This window comes from Hymenobacter sp. UYCo722 (genome assembly GCF_040547115.1).
Classification (GTDB): Bacteria; Bacteroidota; Bacteroidia; order Cytophagales; family Hymenobacteraceae; genus Hymenobacter.
On sequence record NZ_JBEPPC010000007.1, the window covers coordinates 174,777 to 192,690 of the forward strand.

At 62.9% G+C, this 17,914-nt stretch carries 13 protein-coding genes; 5 read left to right on the forward strand and 8 right to left on the reverse strand.

Annotation, left to right across the window (positions count from 1 at the left end; all coding sequences use genetic code 11):
* Positions 1-38: 38 nt before the first annotated feature.
* Positions 39-5,642 carry an alpha-2-macroglobulin family protein gene (locus tag ABIB44_RS16345; protein ID WP_354585737.1) on the reverse strand — a complete coding sequence of 1,868 codons (5,604 nt, stop codon included), beginning with the start codon at positions 5,640-5,642 and terminating at the stop codon, positions 39-41.
* A 108-nt stretch (positions 5,643-5,750) separates the two neighbouring features.
* Positions 5,751-6,446, reverse strand: a complete 696-nt coding sequence (locus ABIB44_RS16350; RefSeq protein ID WP_354585738.1) for an HAD family hydrolase — start codon at positions 6,444-6,446, stop codon at positions 5,751-5,753.
* A 69-nt stretch (positions 6,447-6,515) separates the two neighbouring features.
* Here ABIB44_RS16350 and ABIB44_RS16355 point away from each other — a divergent pair, with 69 nt between their 5' ends.
* The 4 genes from ABIB44_RS16355 to ABIB44_RS16370 all read left to right on the forward strand — a co-directional run bounded on the left by ABIB44_RS16355 (position 6,516) and on the right by ABIB44_RS16370 (position 11,444).
* Positions 6,516-7,145, forward strand: coding sequence for a CatA-like O-acetyltransferase (locus tag ABIB44_RS16355; protein ID WP_354585739.1), 630 nt, complete (start codon positions 6,516-6,518; stop codon positions 7,143-7,145).
* Between the two features lie 104 nt (positions 7,146-7,249).
* Positions 7,250-8,155 carry a LysR family transcriptional regulator gene (locus ABIB44_RS16360; protein ID WP_354585740.1) on the forward strand — a complete coding sequence of 302 codons (906 nt, stop codon included), beginning with the start codon at positions 7,250-7,252 and terminating at the stop codon, positions 8,153-8,155.
* 69 nt (positions 8,156-8,224) lie between these two features.
* Entirely contained in the window at positions 8,225-9,421 is a 1,197-nt protein-coding gene (locus ABIB44_RS16365) for a threonine synthase (RefSeq protein ID WP_354585741.1), read from the forward strand.
* 145 nt (positions 9,422-9,566) lie between these two features.
* On the forward strand, positions 9,567-11,444 hold the full coding sequence (locus ABIB44_RS16370; protein ID WP_354585742.1) for a polysaccharide deacetylase family protein: 1,878 nt from the start codon (positions 9,567-9,569) through the stop codon (positions 11,442-11,444).
* Between the two features lie 91 nt (positions 11,445-11,535).
* Here the strand turns inward: ABIB44_RS16370 and ABIB44_RS16375 are convergent, their stop codons facing one another.
* The 6 genes from ABIB44_RS16375 to ABIB44_RS16400 all read right to left on the reverse strand — a co-directional run bounded on the left by ABIB44_RS16375 (position 11,536) and on the right by ABIB44_RS16400 (position 16,996).
* A complete protein-coding gene (locus ABIB44_RS16375; protein WP_354585743.1) occupies positions 11,536-12,585 on the reverse strand; it encodes an alkane 1-monooxygenase in 1,050 nt (349 codons plus the stop codon).
* A 93-nt stretch (positions 12,586-12,678) separates the two neighbouring features.
* Positions 12,679-12,945, reverse strand: coding sequence for a DUF167 domain-containing protein (locus tag ABIB44_RS16380; protein ID WP_354585744.1), 267 nt, complete (start codon positions 12,943-12,945; stop codon positions 12,679-12,681).
* A 48-nt stretch (positions 12,946-12,993) separates the two neighbouring features.
* On the reverse strand, positions 12,994-13,731 hold the full coding sequence (locus ABIB44_RS16385) for an endonuclease III domain-containing protein (protein ID WP_354585745.1): 738 nt from the start codon (positions 13,729-13,731) through the stop codon (positions 12,994-12,996).
* An 82-nt stretch (positions 13,732-13,813) separates the two neighbouring features.
* On the reverse strand, positions 13,814-14,794 hold the full coding sequence (locus tag ABIB44_RS16390) for a hypothetical protein (RefSeq protein WP_354585746.1): 981 nt from the start codon (positions 14,792-14,794) through the stop codon (positions 13,814-13,816).
* A 162-nt stretch (positions 14,795-14,956) separates the two neighbouring features.
* Entirely contained in the window at positions 14,957-15,367 is a 411-nt protein-coding gene (locus tag ABIB44_RS16395; RefSeq protein WP_354585747.1) for a response regulator, read from the reverse strand.
* Between the two features lie 138 nt (positions 15,368-15,505).
* Positions 15,506-16,996 carry a sensor histidine kinase gene (locus ABIB44_RS16400; RefSeq protein WP_354585748.1) on the reverse strand — a complete coding sequence of 497 codons (1,491 nt, stop codon included), beginning with the start codon at positions 16,994-16,996 and terminating at the stop codon, positions 15,506-15,508.
* 81 nt (positions 16,997-17,077) lie between these two features.
* Between ABIB44_RS16400 and ABIB44_RS16405 the strand changes: the two genes are divergently transcribed.
* Positions 17,078-17,905 carry a TrmH family RNA methyltransferase gene (locus ABIB44_RS16405; protein WP_354585749.1) on the forward strand — a complete coding sequence of 276 codons (828 nt, stop codon included), beginning with the start codon at positions 17,078-17,080 and terminating at the stop codon, positions 17,903-17,905.
* The last annotated feature ends 9 nt before the right edge of the window (positions 17,906-17,914 follow it).

The window sequence follows — 17,914 nt, forward strand, 5'->3', positions numbered from 1 at the left end:
AGTAAAGGAGGGCAGGGGGAGGCGCACGCGTCAGCGTATTACCGCACCCGCACTACGCCGGCCCCGTTGTAGCTGTGATACTCCGCGTTGTACATCGCGTCCGCGTTCACCGGCCCCAGCTTAAACGTGCCTTTCGATACCGCCCGGCAGAGATAATAAAAATGCTTCGGCGCGCCCGTGGCCGTCGTGAATAGATTAATCCGGTCGTCGCGCACGTCCAGATAATCGGGCGTCGAAGCATCCTTCGCCCAGGCCAGCTCGCGCAATGCGCCGATGCGTGGGTTCTCGATTTCCAACCCAGCCGGTAGCAAATCCGTGATGGCGACGTTCTTGATTTTACCGGCTCCGTCGCCGGCTTCCAGCGTAATCTTCACCACCACCAAATCGTTCTGGCGGAAGCTGGGCGTTCCCAGCGGTACGCCGTCGCGGGTGAGGAACTGGCGGCGCACTTTCAGGTAGCTGTCTTCCTCCTTCACCTGGCCGCTGGCGGAGATGCCTTCGGTTTCCCAGAAGTAGTAGAGGCTGCCCTTGCCGGCGGTCCGGATGCTGACGTTGCGGTTGGCTACGTTGCGTATCGTCAGGTCTTTGCCATCGAAATTCCCAGCCGGTTTGCCGTCGATAAATAAGCTGGCGGTTGCGGTGCTGCGAGCATTCTGGCGGGCTATTTTGCCGAGGGCCAGCAGGGCGAAGGCGCTTTCCTGAGTGCTGAGCCAGGGCGTGGCTTTCAGCTGGCGGCTGAGCTGGCGGGCGATGCCGGGGATTTGCGGGTTGTTGGGGTCGGTGCTGACGAGGACGTTGAGGATGAGGCCTTCGTCGCGGATGGGGGAGTAGAACGAGCCGTCGAGGGCGCGGTGGGCGGCCCGCTCGCTGCCGAAGCGGGTGGGCAGCAGCTCGCGGAAGGCGCGCTGGTTGCCGAGCAGGCTCTGAGTGCAGGCGAGAAGGAATTTGGAGTCTTCGGCCAGCAGTGGGCGGTTGGCGCGGTAGTAGTTCATCGCCACGGGGTCCTGGCGGCCGGCCAGGGCGAGGACGTAGAGCGAGTAGGCGATTTCCTTGCTGGCTATCGTGCGCTGGCGGGCGAGGTTGTTGGCGTCGAAGTACTGGTAGGGCTCGGTTTCGCGCTTTTTGAGGCGGAAGGCCAGGTATTTCAGCACCTTGTCGAGCACCGATTTATTCACCGAGAAGCCGGCCTGCTGGGCTTCCTGCAGGAAGTGGGCGGCGTAGGCGGTGGCCCACCAGTTGTCGTAGTCGCCGCCCGGCCAGTAGCTCAGGCTGCCGTTGTAGAGCTGCATACTCTCAATCTTGCGGATGGCTTCCTGGACGTGGTAGTTCGGGTTGTAGCGCTGGGCCTTCGGGCCGGAACCGGATTTCTGCTGCAAGGTGGCGGCCAAATCGGCGTAGTACAGCTGCGGGAAAGCGGCCGACACGGTTTGCTCCAGGCAGCCGTAGGGATATTGCAGCAGGTAGCGCAAATCCTTGCTGAACTCCGTGAGCGGCGAGCGGCTCACGACCAGCCGACTGGTCAGTGAGGAGGGTAAGAAATCGGTTTTCAGGCTGAGCGGGAGCGTGGCCCCGCCGGCCACTACGCCGCTGCCGGTGCGCTTTTCGAGCGAAGCGGCGGGGCGAATTGGAATATCTACTTCTTCTCGGTATTCTGTTGTTTGAACTGAAGAAGCACGAGGAACATACTCACCTGCTTTTGCCACTATCGTGACTTTCCCTTGGCCAATGGAAGAATTACTCCAAAGCCGGAACGTAACCCTGCCTTCTGAATTGGGCTTTACAATTACACTGTGCATCATGCCAGTGAATTTCCCGTCTCGATTATAGCCGCGTGAAGGAGATTGGGTTGCTGGAGAACCTAGCGCTGTAAAAGTCATTCCCTCATGATATTCGATAGGACCTTCTACCAGAGGCGTGACAGCAATTGACAGCGTTTTATTCGTCGTATTCGTCAGCGTCACCGGTACGTCAATCGTGTCGCCGGGGCTCATAAACCGGGGTAGCGCCGTCGAAATTACTACTGGGTCGGCCACCTTCATCGTGGCTTCGGCCGAGCCGAAGGCATCGTCTTTGTAGGCCACGGCCATGATGCGGAGCGCCCCGCTGAACTGCGGCACGCGCACCCGGTAGCGTACTTTGCCGTCGCCGTCGGCGGTGAGGACACCGCTCCATTTCGACACCAGTTTCACGCGGCGGTTGGGCACGGGGTTGGTGCGGCGGCGCATGTCGGCCGCATCGCCGCCGCTGCTGCTGGTGCCCAACTCGGGCAGCAGGAACGGGTACACGTCGAAGGCCGCCACTTCGAGGGCGCGCTTCTGGTAGAAGTAGGCGTGCGGGTCGGGCGTCTGGTAATTTTTGAGCTGGAGAATGCCCTCGTCCACCACGGCCAGGGTGAGCTGGGCGCGGGGCGCGGTGGTGATTTCCACGGTTTGCCAGGTTTGCGAGCGGCTGGCGGCGGGGGCAGTAATGACCACAGGCAGTCGCGAATCGGCTTTTTCGACGGTGAGCGGCAGGAAGCCGCGGGCCACGGTGAGGGGCAGGCGGTCCTGGGCGGTGTGGGCGCGCACGGCCGTGGCGGTCACGTACACGTTGGGCACGTGCTCGCCCTTGATGGGGATTTTGACCTCGGCCGCCTTGCCGTCGGTGGTCACGTAGAAATGGTCGAGCACGTTAGCTCGCTCCACCGTCACGAGAATGCGGCCGGCGAAGGGCGACTTCAGCAGCAGATTGGCCGTTTCGCCGGGCGCGTACTTGGGTTTGTCCGCCTCAATGGTCACCTCGCCCTCATTGTTCACCTCGAAGGAATTGGCCTGCGTATCGCCGTAGCCATAGGCGTAAAACCGCTGCGTGACGTAGCTGCTGGCCCCCGGCCGACTGATTCTTACCTCGTATTCGCCCGAGTAAATGGGGGTGAAGCTGAAGCTGGTTTCGGCTCCCACGGTGCGGCTTTGGCTCAGAATCACCTGGTCGCGCTGCTGCGAATTGTACACGTAGCGGCCGCCCTGGCGCTCCAGCACGGTTTCCCAAAGCCGGCGCACCACCTTGATTTCGGCCGGCGCGGAAGTGGGTTTGCCGCCCGGCGTGAGGGCCAGCAGCTTCACCGTGAGAGCCTGTTTGGTGCTGATGAGGTCGGGCAGATTGCCGATGCCGAACATGGTGGCCTGCGTCTGCACGTCGAAGGTGGCGAGGCGGTTCACGGGCCGGCCGGTTTCGTCGAACACCGTGGCGAAGGCCACGCCTTCCAGCGTGCCGAGGTCGCGGAAATCGGGCACGGAGTAGGTAGCGGTGCCCAGGCCGGCGGCGTCGGTCATGCCTTCGCGCACGGTTTTTTCGAAGCGCGAGGTGAGGGCGCTTTCGCTGGCTTCGCCGTCGTCGTTGGTCGATTTGCGCCGCTCGCCGCTGTTGATGGTGAAGCTGTAGTCGGGGTATTTCGGGGCCGAAAACGCCTTCTGCTTGAGCGAGAATTCGACCTCGAACTTGCGGTCGGCGGCGGGCGGTCCGAACAGATTCACGGCCGTGATATTGGCCGTCACGTCCTGGCCCGGTTTTACGGTTTTAGGCGCGGCCGTCACGGTCACCTTCATGCGGTCGGGGATGAATTCTTCGACGCTGATTTGCTGCGAGGTCAGCAGCACGTCGTTGCCCGTCAGCACCTCCAGCGTGTAGAGGCCCGTCATGATGCTGGGCGGCAGGATGAAGCGGCTTTCGAAGCTGCCCGCCGCGCTTAGTTTCTGCTGCAAGCTGCTGTATTCCTTGCCGCTAGGCAGCAACAGCCGGATTTTCATCGGCAGGCTCGGCGGCGGGCTTTTCCAGTCCTCGGTGCGGATAACGGTGTTAGTTCGCACCGTGTCGCCGGGGCGGTACAGGTTGCGGTCGCCGTACAAAAAGGCCTGGTAATGCGCGGCGTTCGAGGTCAGCCCGCCCACGGCAAAGCGGGAGGTTTCGACCCGGCTTTTGGTGAGGTCGAGGAAGGAAAAATCGGCCTCCTTCACCGCCGTAATCATGCCCAGCGAGAAGCGCTTCATGCTGGCCGCCGAATCGAACTGCGCCACGCCGGATTTGTCCGTCGTGGTCGTGCCAATCACCTGGTTATTTGAGCTCACGAGGTTCACCGTGACGCCCGCCAGCGGCTCGGCCGTGCGGATGGAATTGGCGAAAACCGTGGTGCCGCCCGTTGCGCCCTGCTTCACGATGAGGCCCAAATCCGTCACGGCTATCAGCTTGCTCACTTGCAGCCACTGCCGCTCGGTATCCTGCACCCGTATCACGTACAGGCCCTTCATCGGCCCCTGAAATTCCAGGTCTTTCAGGTTGAGATTGAGCAGGCGCAAACCGCCTTCCTTGGGCAGCCCATCCACCGAAATGGTGCGCTCCGACAGCACGTTGCCAATGCTCTCGGTGTCGTAATACTGGAAGCTGCGGTCGATGTAGTCGCCGTTTTCGTCCTGGTTTGATTCGCGGGGCTCGTCCTCGTCGTATTCGGGGTAGCCGTACTGCTTTTCGCCGCGCAGCAGCTGCTGAATGTTGTTGGCGTAGACCTTGGCGATGGTCACCTTCACCTTGGCCACTTCGTTGATGCGCAGTCCCAGGTTGCGGTTTCCCAGCGCATCGAGGTACATGGCCTTGTCGCTGCTGGTGAAGCTCAGACTCGGCCGCTCGTCCCCAAACGAAACGGCCTGGCTGAACGCCTCGCCCAGCAGCCCGCCCAGCAGCCCGCGCGTGCCGGCCGCCAGCGAAACCTGGTAGGTTTTGCCCACCTCAAACCCGCCGCGCAGCGTGAAGCCGCTTTCCAGCGCCTCCACGGTGTAGGCCACGGCGGGTGTCACTTTCAGGTTGGGCTGAATATCGGCGGCGCTCACGGGTTGGTTGAGCAGCAGCGTTACCACCGGCTGGCCGTTGAGCAGCGCACCGGTCAGTTCGCGCACTTCCAGCGTGCTTTGTTCGGGCACTTCGACCTGGGCGGTGAGGACTTTGTCGGTGGCCTTGGTGCCGGTGGCGGGCCGCAGGCCGGGGGCAATGTCAATCTGCACGGGCGTGCCCGCCTGCACGTCCTGCATAAAGGTCACGGCCACCACATCGTCCGGCTCAGCCGAATTCACCTCCACCGCCACGGGCTTGCCGCCCTGCGTTACTTTCAGTCGCGACTTCACATCGGAAGGCCGCACGGGGTAATTAAAAACCAGGTTGGCGCGCAATTCCGCCGTGCCCGCCGCCCGCTTCGAGCTGCCGTAAAACACCTGCGGCGCGGCCATATTCAAATACGGCGTGTGAAACTTCGGCCGGTTCAGGACCAGCTGCTGCTTGTCGCTGGGCAGCGTTGAGGGCCGGAGCGCGGCCGAGAAAACCGTGCTGGGCCGGAAGGGCTCCAGCGGCGAAAACGTCAATTCCCGGTCGCCGGTCCACTTAAACTTGCCGCGGATATTGGGCAAGAACGTGACGAAGCGCGTGGTATCCCACTGGTTGAGTTTGCCTTCGTCGACCACCTTTTCATCGAAGGTGAAAACGAGGTTGGCATACGGGTCAATTTCGTCGCCGTCGGTCTGGGCCGTTTCGGCGGCCTGTTCCTGGGCGGTTTTTTTTGCGCATGACGAGGCAGCTAGCAGCACAAGCAGCAGGGGCAAAAAGCGGTAACGGGCCAACATGTGAAGGGGGGAGTGGAATTGTGGCCGGAAGGTAGCGGAAAAGCGCGAGCGTTGGGCGGATAAACGATAGATAAACCGCAATATTATGAGGTTAACCAAGGCAGGGCATTACCTCACCAGCTCCAGCACCTCCCGCAGCCGCCCCACCACCCGAAACTCTACGCCCACCAGCAGCTCGGCCGGCACGTGCTCATGAATCCAATTGGCGTGGTAGGGGACGTGAATGGCGGGAAACCCCAGCCGCACCACCGGCAGAATATCCGATTTCAGCGAGTTGCCAATCATCACGAAGTTATCGGGCCGGATGCCGAGGCGGGCAAACAGGCGGCGGTAGGTGGGCTCGTCCTTCTCACTCACAATTTCGACGTGGTCGAAAAAGTCGCCCAGGCCCGAGCGCGCCACCTTGCTTTCCTGGTCAAGCAGGTCGCCTTTGGTGAGCAGCACCAGCCGGTGCCCGCGCTGCTTGAACTCCGTGAGCACCTCCAGCACATCGGGCAGCGGCTCGATGGGGTAGCGCAGCAGGTCGCGGCCCAGGTCGAGAATGCGTTGGATTTCGTGGCCGTGCACCGCGCCGTCGGAGAGTTGAATGGCGGTTTCAATCATCGAAAGCATGAACGACTTGGCCCCGTAGCCGAACAACTGCATATTGGCCCGCTGCATGTCGTAGAGGCGGGCGTTGATGGTGTCGAGGTCGGCGTAGGGCGTTAGAATCCCGAGTAGCTCAACCTCCACTTGGTCGTAGTGCGGCTGGGTTTTCCAGAGGGTGTCATCGGCGTCGAAGGCGATAATGGTTTGGGTAGGCATGACGTTCGATAGTAAAGCCGCGTAAAACAGTTCAGCCAACCCCGCAAAGCTACCGACCTTTGCGCCCGTATGAAGCACCTGATTGACCTCGAAACCTGGCCCCGCCGCGAGCATTTTGCCTTTTTCTCAGCTTTTGAAGAGCCCTTCTTCGGCCTCACCGCCAACGTGGACTGCACGGCCGCCCAAGCCGCCGCCAAACGGCTGGGCGTGTCCTTTTTTCTCTATTACCTCTATCACGCGCTCGAAGCGGCCAACGAAGTCGAAGCCTTCCGCTACCGCATCGAAAACGGGCAGGTGTATCGCTACGACCGCGTGCACGCCTCCGCTACCCTCGGCCGGGCCGACCACACGTTTGCCTTCAGCTTCATCGAGCAGCACGACTCACTGAATGGCTTCGTTGCCGCCGCCGAGGCCGAAATCGCCGCTGTGCAGGCCAGCACCGGCCTGCGCCTGAGCGACACCACCGGCCGGCCCGACACCGTGCACTGCTCGGCCCTGCCGTGGGTGCGCTTCACGGGGCTTTCGCACGCCCGCAGCTTCTCGCACCCCGACAGCTGCCCCAAAATCTCCTTCGGCCAAGTGTTTCAGGAAGGCGATACCCGGCAAATGCCCGTGTCGGTGCACCTGCACCACGGGTTGGGCGACGGCTACCACGTCGGGCTGTTTCTGGCGGCGTTTCAGCGGCGGCTGGATTTATAAAGGAAATTAAAAATTAAAAATGAAGAATTAAAAATGGCTTAGCTGAGCACGGAGAATAATTTCAATTTTTAATTCTTCAATTTTAATTTTTAATCCTCCCTCCCTTGCTCTCCCATCCCCACGAAGTTTTCCTCGAAGTAGCTCAGCGCCTGAGCTTCACCAAAGCCAGCCAGGCGTTGTTCACCAGCCAGTCGGCCGTGAGCAAGCAGGTGAAGGCCCTGGAGGAGCACTACAAAACCGGCCTGTTCGAACGGCTGGGCAGCAGCATCCTGCTCACGCCGGCCGGCCGCAAGCTCTACGAAAAGCTGCTGCAGGCCAAGCAGCTGCAACAGGAGCTGCACCAGGAAATGAGCGCGCTCAGCCCGGATTTCGCGCCGACGCAGCACCTCATTATCGGAGCCAGCACCACCATCTCGCTCTACGTGCTGCCGCCGGTGGTGTCGGCCTACCTGCGCCTGAATCCCAACCGCCAGCTCAGCCTCAAAAACCGTAATTCCGATAACATTCTGCGCGCCCTACTCGACCACGAAATCGAGCTGGGCATCATCGAAGGCATCCACAAAGTGAGCAACGTGACCTACACACCCCTGCTCACCGACGACGTAGTGGCCGTGTGCGCCGCCCACAATCCGCTGGAGAAACGCACCTTCGAAGTGCACGACCTGCTCACCACGCCGCTGGCCCTGCGCGAGGATGGCTCCGGTACCCTGGCCGTGCTGGAGGAAGCCCTGGCCCGGCACCGCATCAAGCTGGCCGCTTTGCCGGTGCGGGTGCGCATGGGCGGCACCGAAGCCCTCAAAAACTTCGTGCGCGTGGATACCTGCCTGGCCTTTCTGCCCCGGCAGGCAGTGGTGAAAGAGCTGGCTTCCGGCGAGTTGGTCGAAGTGAAAATCAATAACTTTCCGTTGAAGCGGGAGTTTAATTTTATTCAGCGGAAGGGCACCGAAAACAACGCGCCCTACAAGGATTTTCTCCAGTTCACGCGGCGCTACTATTCTGCTAAGGCATAGCCTATTCCAAATCCCCATCCCAAACGGGCATACCACGGGTAAGGCGGTTCCGTACTTTGCCCCATGAAAATGGTCGCCTCCGAATCCCTGTCCCGTCTCGCCTCGCTGCATTGCTCCGCCTGCGGCACCGAATACTCCGCCTTCGACTTGCAGCGCGTGTCGGCTTGCTGCACCGTGCCGCTGGTGGCCGATTATGACCTGCACGAGCCCATCAGCCGCACGGTAATCGACCAGGCCGATACCTCCATGTGGCGCTACGGTGCCCTGCTGCCCCTGCTGCACGAAGAAAATAAGGTGACGCTCGGTGAAGGCCTGACGCCGCTGCTGCGCCTGCCGCGCCTCGCCGCCCGCCACGACCTCGCCAACCTGCTCCTGAAAGACGAGGGCCAAAACCCCACCGGCTCTTTCAAGGCGCGGGGCCTGAGCATGGCGGTTTCGAAAGCCAAGGAGTTGGGCGTGGAAGGCTGCATTATTCCCACGGCCGGCAACGCGGGCGTGGCCCTAGCGGCCTACTGCGCCCGCGCTGGCCTGAAGGCGGTAGTAGTAATGCCCCGCCACACCCCAGAGGCCTTTAAAGAGGAATGCTACTGGTACGGGGCCGAGGTCGAGCTCGTCGACGGCCTCATCAGCGACTGTGGAGCCCGCGTGCGCCAGCGCAATGCCAACGGCGCGCTCCTCGACATCTCGACCCTGAAAGAGCCCTACCGCCTCGAAGGCAAGAAAACCATGGGCTACGAAATTGCCGAGCAGCTGAACTGGACGCTGCCCGACGTGCTGCTGTACCCCGCCGGCGGCGGCACCGGCCTCATCGGTATCTGGAAAGCCTTCCAGGAAATGAAACAGCTCGGCTGGCTCGCGCCCAAGGTGAAATTGCCCCGCATGGTGGCCGTGCAGGCCGAAAACTGCTGCCCGCTGCTCGAAACCTACGAGGGCCGCCAGCCTAACTGCCACGCCTACCAGGGCCGCGCCACGCTGGCCAACGGCCTGGCCGTGCCCCACCCGCTGGGCGAAAACATGATGCTGCGGGTGCTGCGCGAATCGGGCGGCACGGTGGTGAGCGTGAGCGAAGAAGACATGATGACCGGTATGCGCGATATCGGCCACCAGGAAGGCTTGTTCGTAGCCCCCGAAGGTGGGGCCGTGTGGATGGCCGCCCGCCAGCTGCTGGCCACCGGGGCCATTCGCCACGACGAGAATATCCTGCTTCTGAACACCGGCAACGGCCAGAAATACATGGACAACGTAGCCGGCCGGGCCTGGGGGTAGGGGCTGCGTCTGTCATCTTGAGAGGAGTGGAGGACCTTATCACGACTGAACGACTTGTTCTGATGCGATAAGGTCCTTCGCTCCGTTCAGGATGACAGACGACCTATCGACGCCATCGTCCCGCGACTGGCAATACCTTTGCCCCATGCGCATTCTCCACGTTCTGTCGGCTGAGTTCTTCGCGGGCTCCGTGGCCTACGCCGTGCAATTGGCCGAAGCGCACCGCGCCCAGGGCCATCAGGTGTGGATGCTGTCCGATTCTGCCCAGCTGCCCACCGGGGCCACGCAGCTGCAAACGCCCATCGTGAACCGGCGCTACGGCCAGCGCCTGCGCAACGCTCGCCTCATCCGGCAGCTGGTGCAACAGGAAAACATTGATGTGGTGCACTGCCACTCGCGGGCCGCTAGCTGGGTGAGCTACTTTGCCCTGCGCGGCCTGGTGGTGCCGCTAGTAAGCACCGTGCATGGCCGCCAGCACTTGCACGCTTCTACCTCGTTATTCGATGTGTACGGCGATAAAGTCATCGCCATCTGCGACCATCTGCGCGCCCATCTCATCACGGAAGTGAAAATGGCCGCCGGCAAAATCGTGGCCATCCCGAATGGCGTAGCCTTCGGCAATGAGGAATTAGCGGACATGCCGGCCGGCCATAATTCTTCCTTGCTCCTTGCTCCTTCCTCATTGCGCGAGCCGCCCAGGCTCGCGTTTATCGGGCGTTTTAATGGGGGCAAGGGCGAGCGGGCGGCGTCCCTGTTGGCGCAGGTTTTTCCGGTGCTGCTGCGCGAGTTTCCGGCGTTGCGGGTGGCGCTCATCGGGGGCGAGCTGCAACACTTGCCGGCCGCCGGCAAAGCGGCCCTAGCGCAGCTGCAAGCCGATTTTGGCGACCGCCTGGAAGTAGTGGGCTTCACCGAGGACGTGGCTGGCTGGCTGGCTCGCACCACGCTCGTAGTTGGCGCGGGGCGGGTGGCCATCGAGGCATTGGGCGCGGGCCGGCCGGTGCTGGCGCTGGGCGAAGCCAGCTACGAAGGGCTTGTATCGGAGGAGACTTTTGCGGCGGCCGCTGCTTCCAACTTTGGCGATATCTCGGCGCGGCAGGCCAGCACGGAAGTTGATTTTGCGGCTATTCTGGCCGATGCGCGAGGGTTTCTGCGGAGCCCGCGGCCAGTATCGGCGGCGTTGCGGCAGCAGGTGCGGGCGCACTACGACCTGGCCACGGTGGCCGCCCGGGTGCTCGAAACCTACCAGGCCGCCCGCATGCAAAAGGCCGGCATTGGCTACATTCCGGTGCTCATGTACCATAAAATTCCCGATGCGCCGCTAGCCACCAAGCACCAGATTTTCGTCACGAAGGAAAATTTCGAAAAGCACCTGGCGTATTTCAAGCAGCGGAAGCTGACGCCCATCACCTTCGCCGATTACCTGCGATACGCCAGCAGCGAGCTGCCGCTGGCGGCGTTCCCAGCCCGTCCCATCATTCTCACCTTCGATGATGGCTACCTCGATAACTACACCAACCTGCTGCCCCTTATGCAGCAATATGGCTACCGCGGCGTCATCTACCTGCTCGGCGATTTCGAGGTGCGCTACAACCGCTGGGATGTCGAAGTAGACCCCACCGAGCCGCGCTCCGAAATAATGAACCTGCCTCAAAAACGCGCTTTCGTGGCCGCCGGCTGGGAAATCGGGGCGCACACCATGTCGCACCCGCACCTGCCGGCGCTGCCGCTGGCCGAGGCCGCCGCCGAAATCGCGCAGAGCAAATCTGCCCTGGAAACCGCCCTCCAAACTGACATCGTGAGCTTCGCCTATCCCTTCGGCGACCTGAGCGACGCCGTGAAGAAGGCCGTGCGCACCGCTGGTTTCGCCCTGGGCGTGGCCACCGATACGGGCGGCCTCAGCATCGAAGCCGACCGCATGCACGTGTTTCGGGTGAACATGTTTCCGAACGAGTCGACAGCCAGCCTGTTCAAAAAAACTTCGCCCTGGTACCGCCGGTACTACCGCTGGAAGCGTGGTAAGTAAGTCATTCAACAATTGTTAATGAACATTCAACTGCCGTTCAACGAGCCTGTTGGGGTACATTAACCGGTTGGTGTATGTTCCTTGGCAACTGTTAATTGAAAGCAACCGGTACCCGCCGGTTCATCACCCGAAACCAGAGCGGCGGCACGGCGGCCAGCAGCATCATGCCGGGGTAGCCGGTGGGCATTTGGGGGCTGGCGGGCTGGTGGCGCAGCGTATGGTAGGGCCGGGCGGCCTGGTAGTGATGGTCGGAGTGGCGGGTGAGTTCGTAGAGCAGGATGCGACCCAGGGCATGCTCCGAGTTCCAGGAGTGATGAGGCTGAACTCGCTCGTAGTGGCCGGGGGCCAGCTCGCGGCGTAGCAGGCCGTAGTGCTCTACGTAGTTCACCAGCTGAAACAGCACGTAGCCGACCGCCGCCGCCGCCAGCCAGGCCAGCAGGCCCGCCCCCCCAAAGCCGGCCAGCACCGCGCCCGCCAGCAGCAGCTGTACCGCGCCAAACTGCAGCAGTTGGTTGCCGGGCGCAAGCCACGACTGGTCCAGTCGGCGCAGGCGCTCAGCTTCCAGCGCCCAGGCCGAGCGGAGCTCGCCGCGCACGGCCCGGGGCAGAAAGCGCCAGAAACCTTCGTGCATGCGGGCCGTCACGGGGTCGTGCGGAGTGGCCACGTGGCGGTGGTGGCCCCGGTTGTGCTCAATAAAAAAGTGGGCATACCAGGTGCTCAGCAGCAGGGCCTGGGCCAGGCGCTGCTCCCAGGCGCGGGCGCGGTGCCCCAGCTCGTGCGCCACGTTGATGCCCAGCGCCCCGCAGCAAATGCCCACGGCTACCACAGCCCCGGCGGTTTCGAGGGCCGAAAAGTGGCGGGTTTTCAGGGTAATGAGGAAATACGCCAGCAGGCTATACTGAATGGGAACATTCAGATACAGCAGCCCATCGAATAAGAGGTGGCGCTTGGCTTCGGTGGCGGCAGCCTGGCCCGGCACGGCCGCAGCTGGCGGCCGCAGCCACTCCAGCAGCGGCACCAAGCCAAAGGTGTAGCCCAGCGTGAGCCAGGTCCAGAGCCCGCCCCACCACAGGCCCAGCGCGGCCGTGAGGGGTAGGGTGTAGGCTACCAGGTAGCGAAGGTTGCGGAACGAGGGATGCATGGCCGGTAGCGAAGAAAGCAGCAGGCGGAGGAGGCTGCCGCCGCTTGCTAAATATAGCGCTTTTGCGCAACAGACCCGCTGGCCTACCGTCTGCTACGTTCGCAGGCGCGCCAGCACAATGGCCGCCTGAGCATCGTCGACATCCAGCAGGGCCACTTTTTTGAACGCGGTCGTATGGCCGCTCAGCAGTTCGACGCGGCTTTTGCTGGTGCCGAATACTTCGGCCAGGTAGGCCAGCAGCACGGCATTGGCCTGCCCCTCCTGGGGCGGGGCTTTCAGGCGCACTGTCAGGGTGCCGTCGGGTGCTACCAGCAACTGGTTAGCGCGGGCGTTGGGCTTGGCGCGCAGATGCAGAATCATGTTTTGTTGATGATAAAAGTTTAGCTGATGTACCGCCAGCAAGCCGCACTACCCACCAACCCGCGCCTGGCCGAAGGGGCACTGGTCGAGCACCACGCAGCGCCCGCAGGCCGGCCCACTGAAGTAGCAGCACTTCTGGCCGTGAAACATCAACGCTTCGTGGTGGTCGTACACCTGCTGGGCATCCCAGCCGGGCGGTAGTAATTGCTCTAGTAGCTTGTGGGCTGCCGCCTCGCCCACCTTCGGCCCAATCAGGCCCAGGCGCTGGGCCACGCGGTGGTGGTGGCTGTCGACGGGCATGGCCGGGATGCGCAGCGTGCTGAAAAGCAGGGTGGCGGCGCTGGTTTTAGGCCCGACGCCGGGCAGGCTTTCAAGCCAGGCCCGGGCTTCGGGAATGGGCAGGTCAGCCAGAAAATCCAGGGCGCAAGGGGCTTCGGTGCCGCAGCGGGCGCTGATTTCGCGCAGCACCGCCTGAATGCGCGGGGCCTTCTGCTCGGGCCAGGTGCAGGCCCGGATGGCATGCTGCACGGCCTCGGTGGGGGCATCGCGCACGAGCTCCCATTCCGGAAACGTGGCCGTCAACTCCTGGTAGGCCCGGTGCGAATCGGCGTTTTTGGTGCGGTGCGAGAGCAGGGCACTCACCAGCTCGCTCAGCGGGGCTTTGGTGCTAAAGAAGCGGAACGGCGCGCCGTATTCGGCGCACAGCCGGGCATGTATCAGAAGCGCCTTGGCCTGGCGGGCGGCAAAATCGGGGCTGGCATCGGTTGTCAGGGCGGAAGAAGGCATGCCCAGCCTACGCACCCCCACGAAGCAGAGTTACCGCCGGCTGGGGCCGCTAAAAAGTATTGGCCGGCGTTGGTGCCGCCGGCTACCGGCCAGCGTTGTACAAGGCAATGGCCTGGCGTTGGTTAGAAGCCTGCTTGCTTTGCAGTACGATGGGTACCAGCAGTACCGGCAGCGCCGCGTAGGTGAGGGGCGACACCCCCGAGCGGGTCGGGGTCAGGGTTTGCAGTAGGCCCGCGATAAGCAGGCCGCCGCCTACCACGTAGCTGGCGGCCGTGAGCTGTTGGTAGCGGCGCGATTCGAACAGCAGCTGCTGGGCCCCGGCATTGTCGCTGGTGGCCAGCAGCAGGGTGCGGCTGTTCAGGTTCTGAATCGGGCCATTGTCTTTCGAAAAGTACTCGGTTTTAATGGTGCGGTAGCCGCCGTAGGGCGAGCCGTAGCCGCCCATGCCATAGCCCCCGTAGCCGCCATACCCGTAGCTTGGGTAGCCAAAGCCGCCCGGCCCGCCCGAATACTGCGTGCTGGTGATGGAGTATAGGCTGATGCGCCCGGTTTTTTCGCGGCGCAGCGTGGCCTCGCGCGTCGAGCCCGGCAGGGTAGTGCGCACGTAGTGGCCGGTTTCATCTTCGAAGAAGCCCACTTCCGCCATCTCGAACTTACGCTGCCCATCGAGCAGCAGGTAGGAGCGGCCGAAGAGCGGGTTTTTCGTCTCCACATCATTGGCGCTGTATACCAGGCCGTTTTTGAGGCCTACCTGGAAGCGGGGTGCCTGTAAGTTGCCGCCGGGCAGCTGCCCGGCCGGCACCGGGGCATACACCGGGGCCGCCGGTGCCGGAGCCGGCATGGGGGCCGGTAGGGGAGCCGTAATTGTGGCGCGGCGGGTGCTGTCGGGCAGTGCTACGGGCGTGCTGTCGAGCTGGCGCGGGGCTGGCACCGCCCGGGGGCGTGGAGCTACGGGCACGGTGGGGGCTCCGCCAAGCTGGCGGGGGCCGTCGGGCTGGGCCTGGGCAACGGACCCGCCCAGCAGCACCAGTGCCAGCATCGGTAACGCGAAGAGAATTTTCATGGGAGTGAGGACGGCAGGAAAAGCAGTGAAAGGGCCCGGCAAGGTACTACTGCCAGGGGGCTAAGCCCAACGAAGGCAGCCCGCCTCCCAAACGCACGCACTAGCCCGCAAATTCCGCGCAATTACCGTGAGCATCCGATGAATGCGACCGGTGCCAGGGGGCTACTTCAGCAGCTGCTCCAGCAGGCTGAGGCTGTCGGCCAGGTCGCCGCCGGTTTCAAAATCCAGCGGCTTGAGAATGTAGCCGCTCACCCCCAGCTGCTCGGCATCGGCGCGGTCCACATCCATGGCCGACGTGGTGGTGATGAACACCGGAATATGGTGCAGCTCGGCATTGCCGCGCAGCTCGGTGAGGAATTCGATGCCGTTCATGCGAGGCATGTTCAAATCGAGCAGAATGACTTCGGGCAGTGGGCGCAGGGCCTCGGTGCCGTTGCGGCCCAGCAGCAGGTCCAGCGCTTCCTCCCCGTTGAAAGCCGTGTGCAGCTGGTGCGGCACGCTGAACTTGGCGAAGGACTTTTCCGCCGTCATCGTGTCAAATACGTCATCTTCAACCAATAAAACAGAACGCATATGGGGTAATGGTTAATTGTTAGCGGTTAAGGGTTAATCAGCAGGAATTAATGAAAAAGGGTTTTGGCGGAGTTGGCCTCCGGTTAACCGCGCTTCGCATTAACCACTAACCGTTAGTCATTAACCGTTAAAACGCCGCTATTTCGGCCACGTAAAGATAAAAGCTGCCCCCTGACCCACCGCCGATTCGACGCGGATAGTGCCCTGCTGCTCATTAATAATTTTCTGCACGATGCTCAGGCCGATGCCGGTGCTCTCGGCCGTGTGCCGGTCGCGCAGGGTCTGGAAGAGCAGGAAAATCTTCTGGTGATACTCCGGGGCAATGCCCGGGCCATCGTCCTGCACCCGGAATTCGTAGAAATCGTGCAGGTCGCGGCTGCTCACTTCGAGCTGCCCCGTGCCCCGGTGGTGGTACTTCACCGCATTCGAGAGCAGGTTGATGAATACCTGTTGCAGGCCCAGCCGGTCCGTTTCGAAACGGGGCATAGCGGGGTCGATGCGCAACGTAAACTCGGGCGGTACCACCAGCTCGGCTACTTCGTTCAGCAGCTGGTGCACATCCACGGCTTCGCGGGTTTGGGTGGTGCGGCCCACGCGGGCGTAGGCCAGCAGGCCGTTTATCAGGTCTTCGAGGCGGCTGAGGCGGCCCTTCATCTGGTCGAGGTAGGTGCGCAGCTGGGGCGAAAGCTCGGCGGCCAGCTCGTTCTCAATCCACTTCACGATGGTCGTCACGCCCCGCAGCGGAGCCTTCAGGTCGTGCGAGGCCACGTAGGCAAACTGGTCGAGCTCGCGGTTGCGCTTTTCGAGCGCGCTAAAGCTGGCATCGAGCGTTTGGGTCATCCGGTTGAGCGAAGTGGCCAGGCCGCCGAGGTTGTCGGTGGCCGTATCCGGAATTTGCACGGTATAGTCGCCCTGCACCACCTGTTCGGCCAGGGCCCGAATCTGGGCAATGCGGTGGGCCACTTCGGTGTTCACGGCGGCCAGCTCGGCCTGCAGGCGGCGGTTGTCGTCGAGCTCGCGCACAATTTTCATCACCAGCCACACCACAATCACCACGGCCAGCACGGCCGACACCAGCACCACGATGGGCGTGGCCTTCGCGAATACGGCTTGCGCGGCGCTGCGCTCGGCCAGCAGGTTTAGCTCGTCGCGCCTAATGCGGGCGTAGAGCAGCCGCACCTGGCGCAGCGTCTGGCGGTCGGTGTCGAGCAGGGTCTGCATTTGGGCCTGGCTGCGGGTGCTCGTAACTTCGGTGAGCGGGCGCAGAATGCGGAATTCCTGTTCCACCAGCCGGCGCAGCGAATCGAGCCGGACCTGCTGCACCGCGTTATCCACTGTAAGCGCTATCACCCGCTCCAGGGCAGCTGGCAGCTGGCCCGATGCCATGCTGTAGGGCCGCAGGTACACGGTGTCGCCCGTGAGCAGGTAGCCGCGCGTGCCCGCCTGGGCATCCTTGAGCACGGCCGTGATGGTTTCTACCTCCTGCATTACCTGGTAGGAGTGCTCCACCCGGGTAGTTTGCACACTCAGGCCCCGGATACTCCAGAACGAAGCCGCCGCCGTCAGGAGCAGCACGCCCACGGCCAGGGCAAAGCCCACAACAATTTTGGTATTTGATTTGAAGTTCATCGGCAGCGAAGGTAATGGCCCGCCCTACGCCCCCGGCGGCGGCAAGGTTGGCCCCGGCCGCCGGGCCGGTATCTTTGCGCCATGCCCTTTGCTCCGTCCGACCACCTCAGCAGCCCCCAAAACCCGCGCATCAAGCAGCTGCTGAAGCTGCAGCAGAAGTCGGCCGAGCGCCGCGCCCTGGGCCTCACCCTGGTCGAAGGCCTGCGCGAGCTCACCATTGCCGTGGAGGCCGGCGTGCCGGTCGCCACTATTTACAGCTGCCCCGAGCTGGCCGGCGAAACCGGCGAAGCGGAGCTAAAAAGCCTGTTTGCCGGCAAGCAAGAAGCCCCTGATTGGTTCGAAGTCACGCGCCCGGTTTTCGAAAAAGTGGCTTACCGGGAAGGGTCCGATGGCCTGCTGGCCGTTCTCCGCACCCCCGCCCGCACCCTGGCCGACCTGCGCCTGCCCACCAACCCGCTGCTGCTCGTGCTCGAAGCCGTGGAGAAGCCCGGCAACCTCGGGGCCATCCTCCGCACCGCTGATGCTGCTCCGGTTCATGCCGTGCTCATTGGCGATGCGCGCACCGACCTCTACAATCCCAACACCATCCGCTCCAGCATTGGCTGCGTATTCTCCGTACCCGTAATTGCCGCGCCGATGGCCGAAATTACGGCCTTCCTGCGCGCCAAAGGCATTCGCAGCTACGCCGCCGCCCTCACGCCCACGGCGCACTCCTACCTCGACTGCGACTTCCGCCCGCCCACGGCCTTCGTGCTCGGTACCGAGGCCGCCGGCCTCACGCCCGCCGCCCTCGCCGCCTGCGACGACACCATCATCATTCCCATGATGGGCCGCATCGATTCGCTCAACGTGAGCGTGGCCGGGGCCGTGCTGGCATTTGAGGCCGTGCGCCAGCGTACGGCCTCGTAAGCAATTATG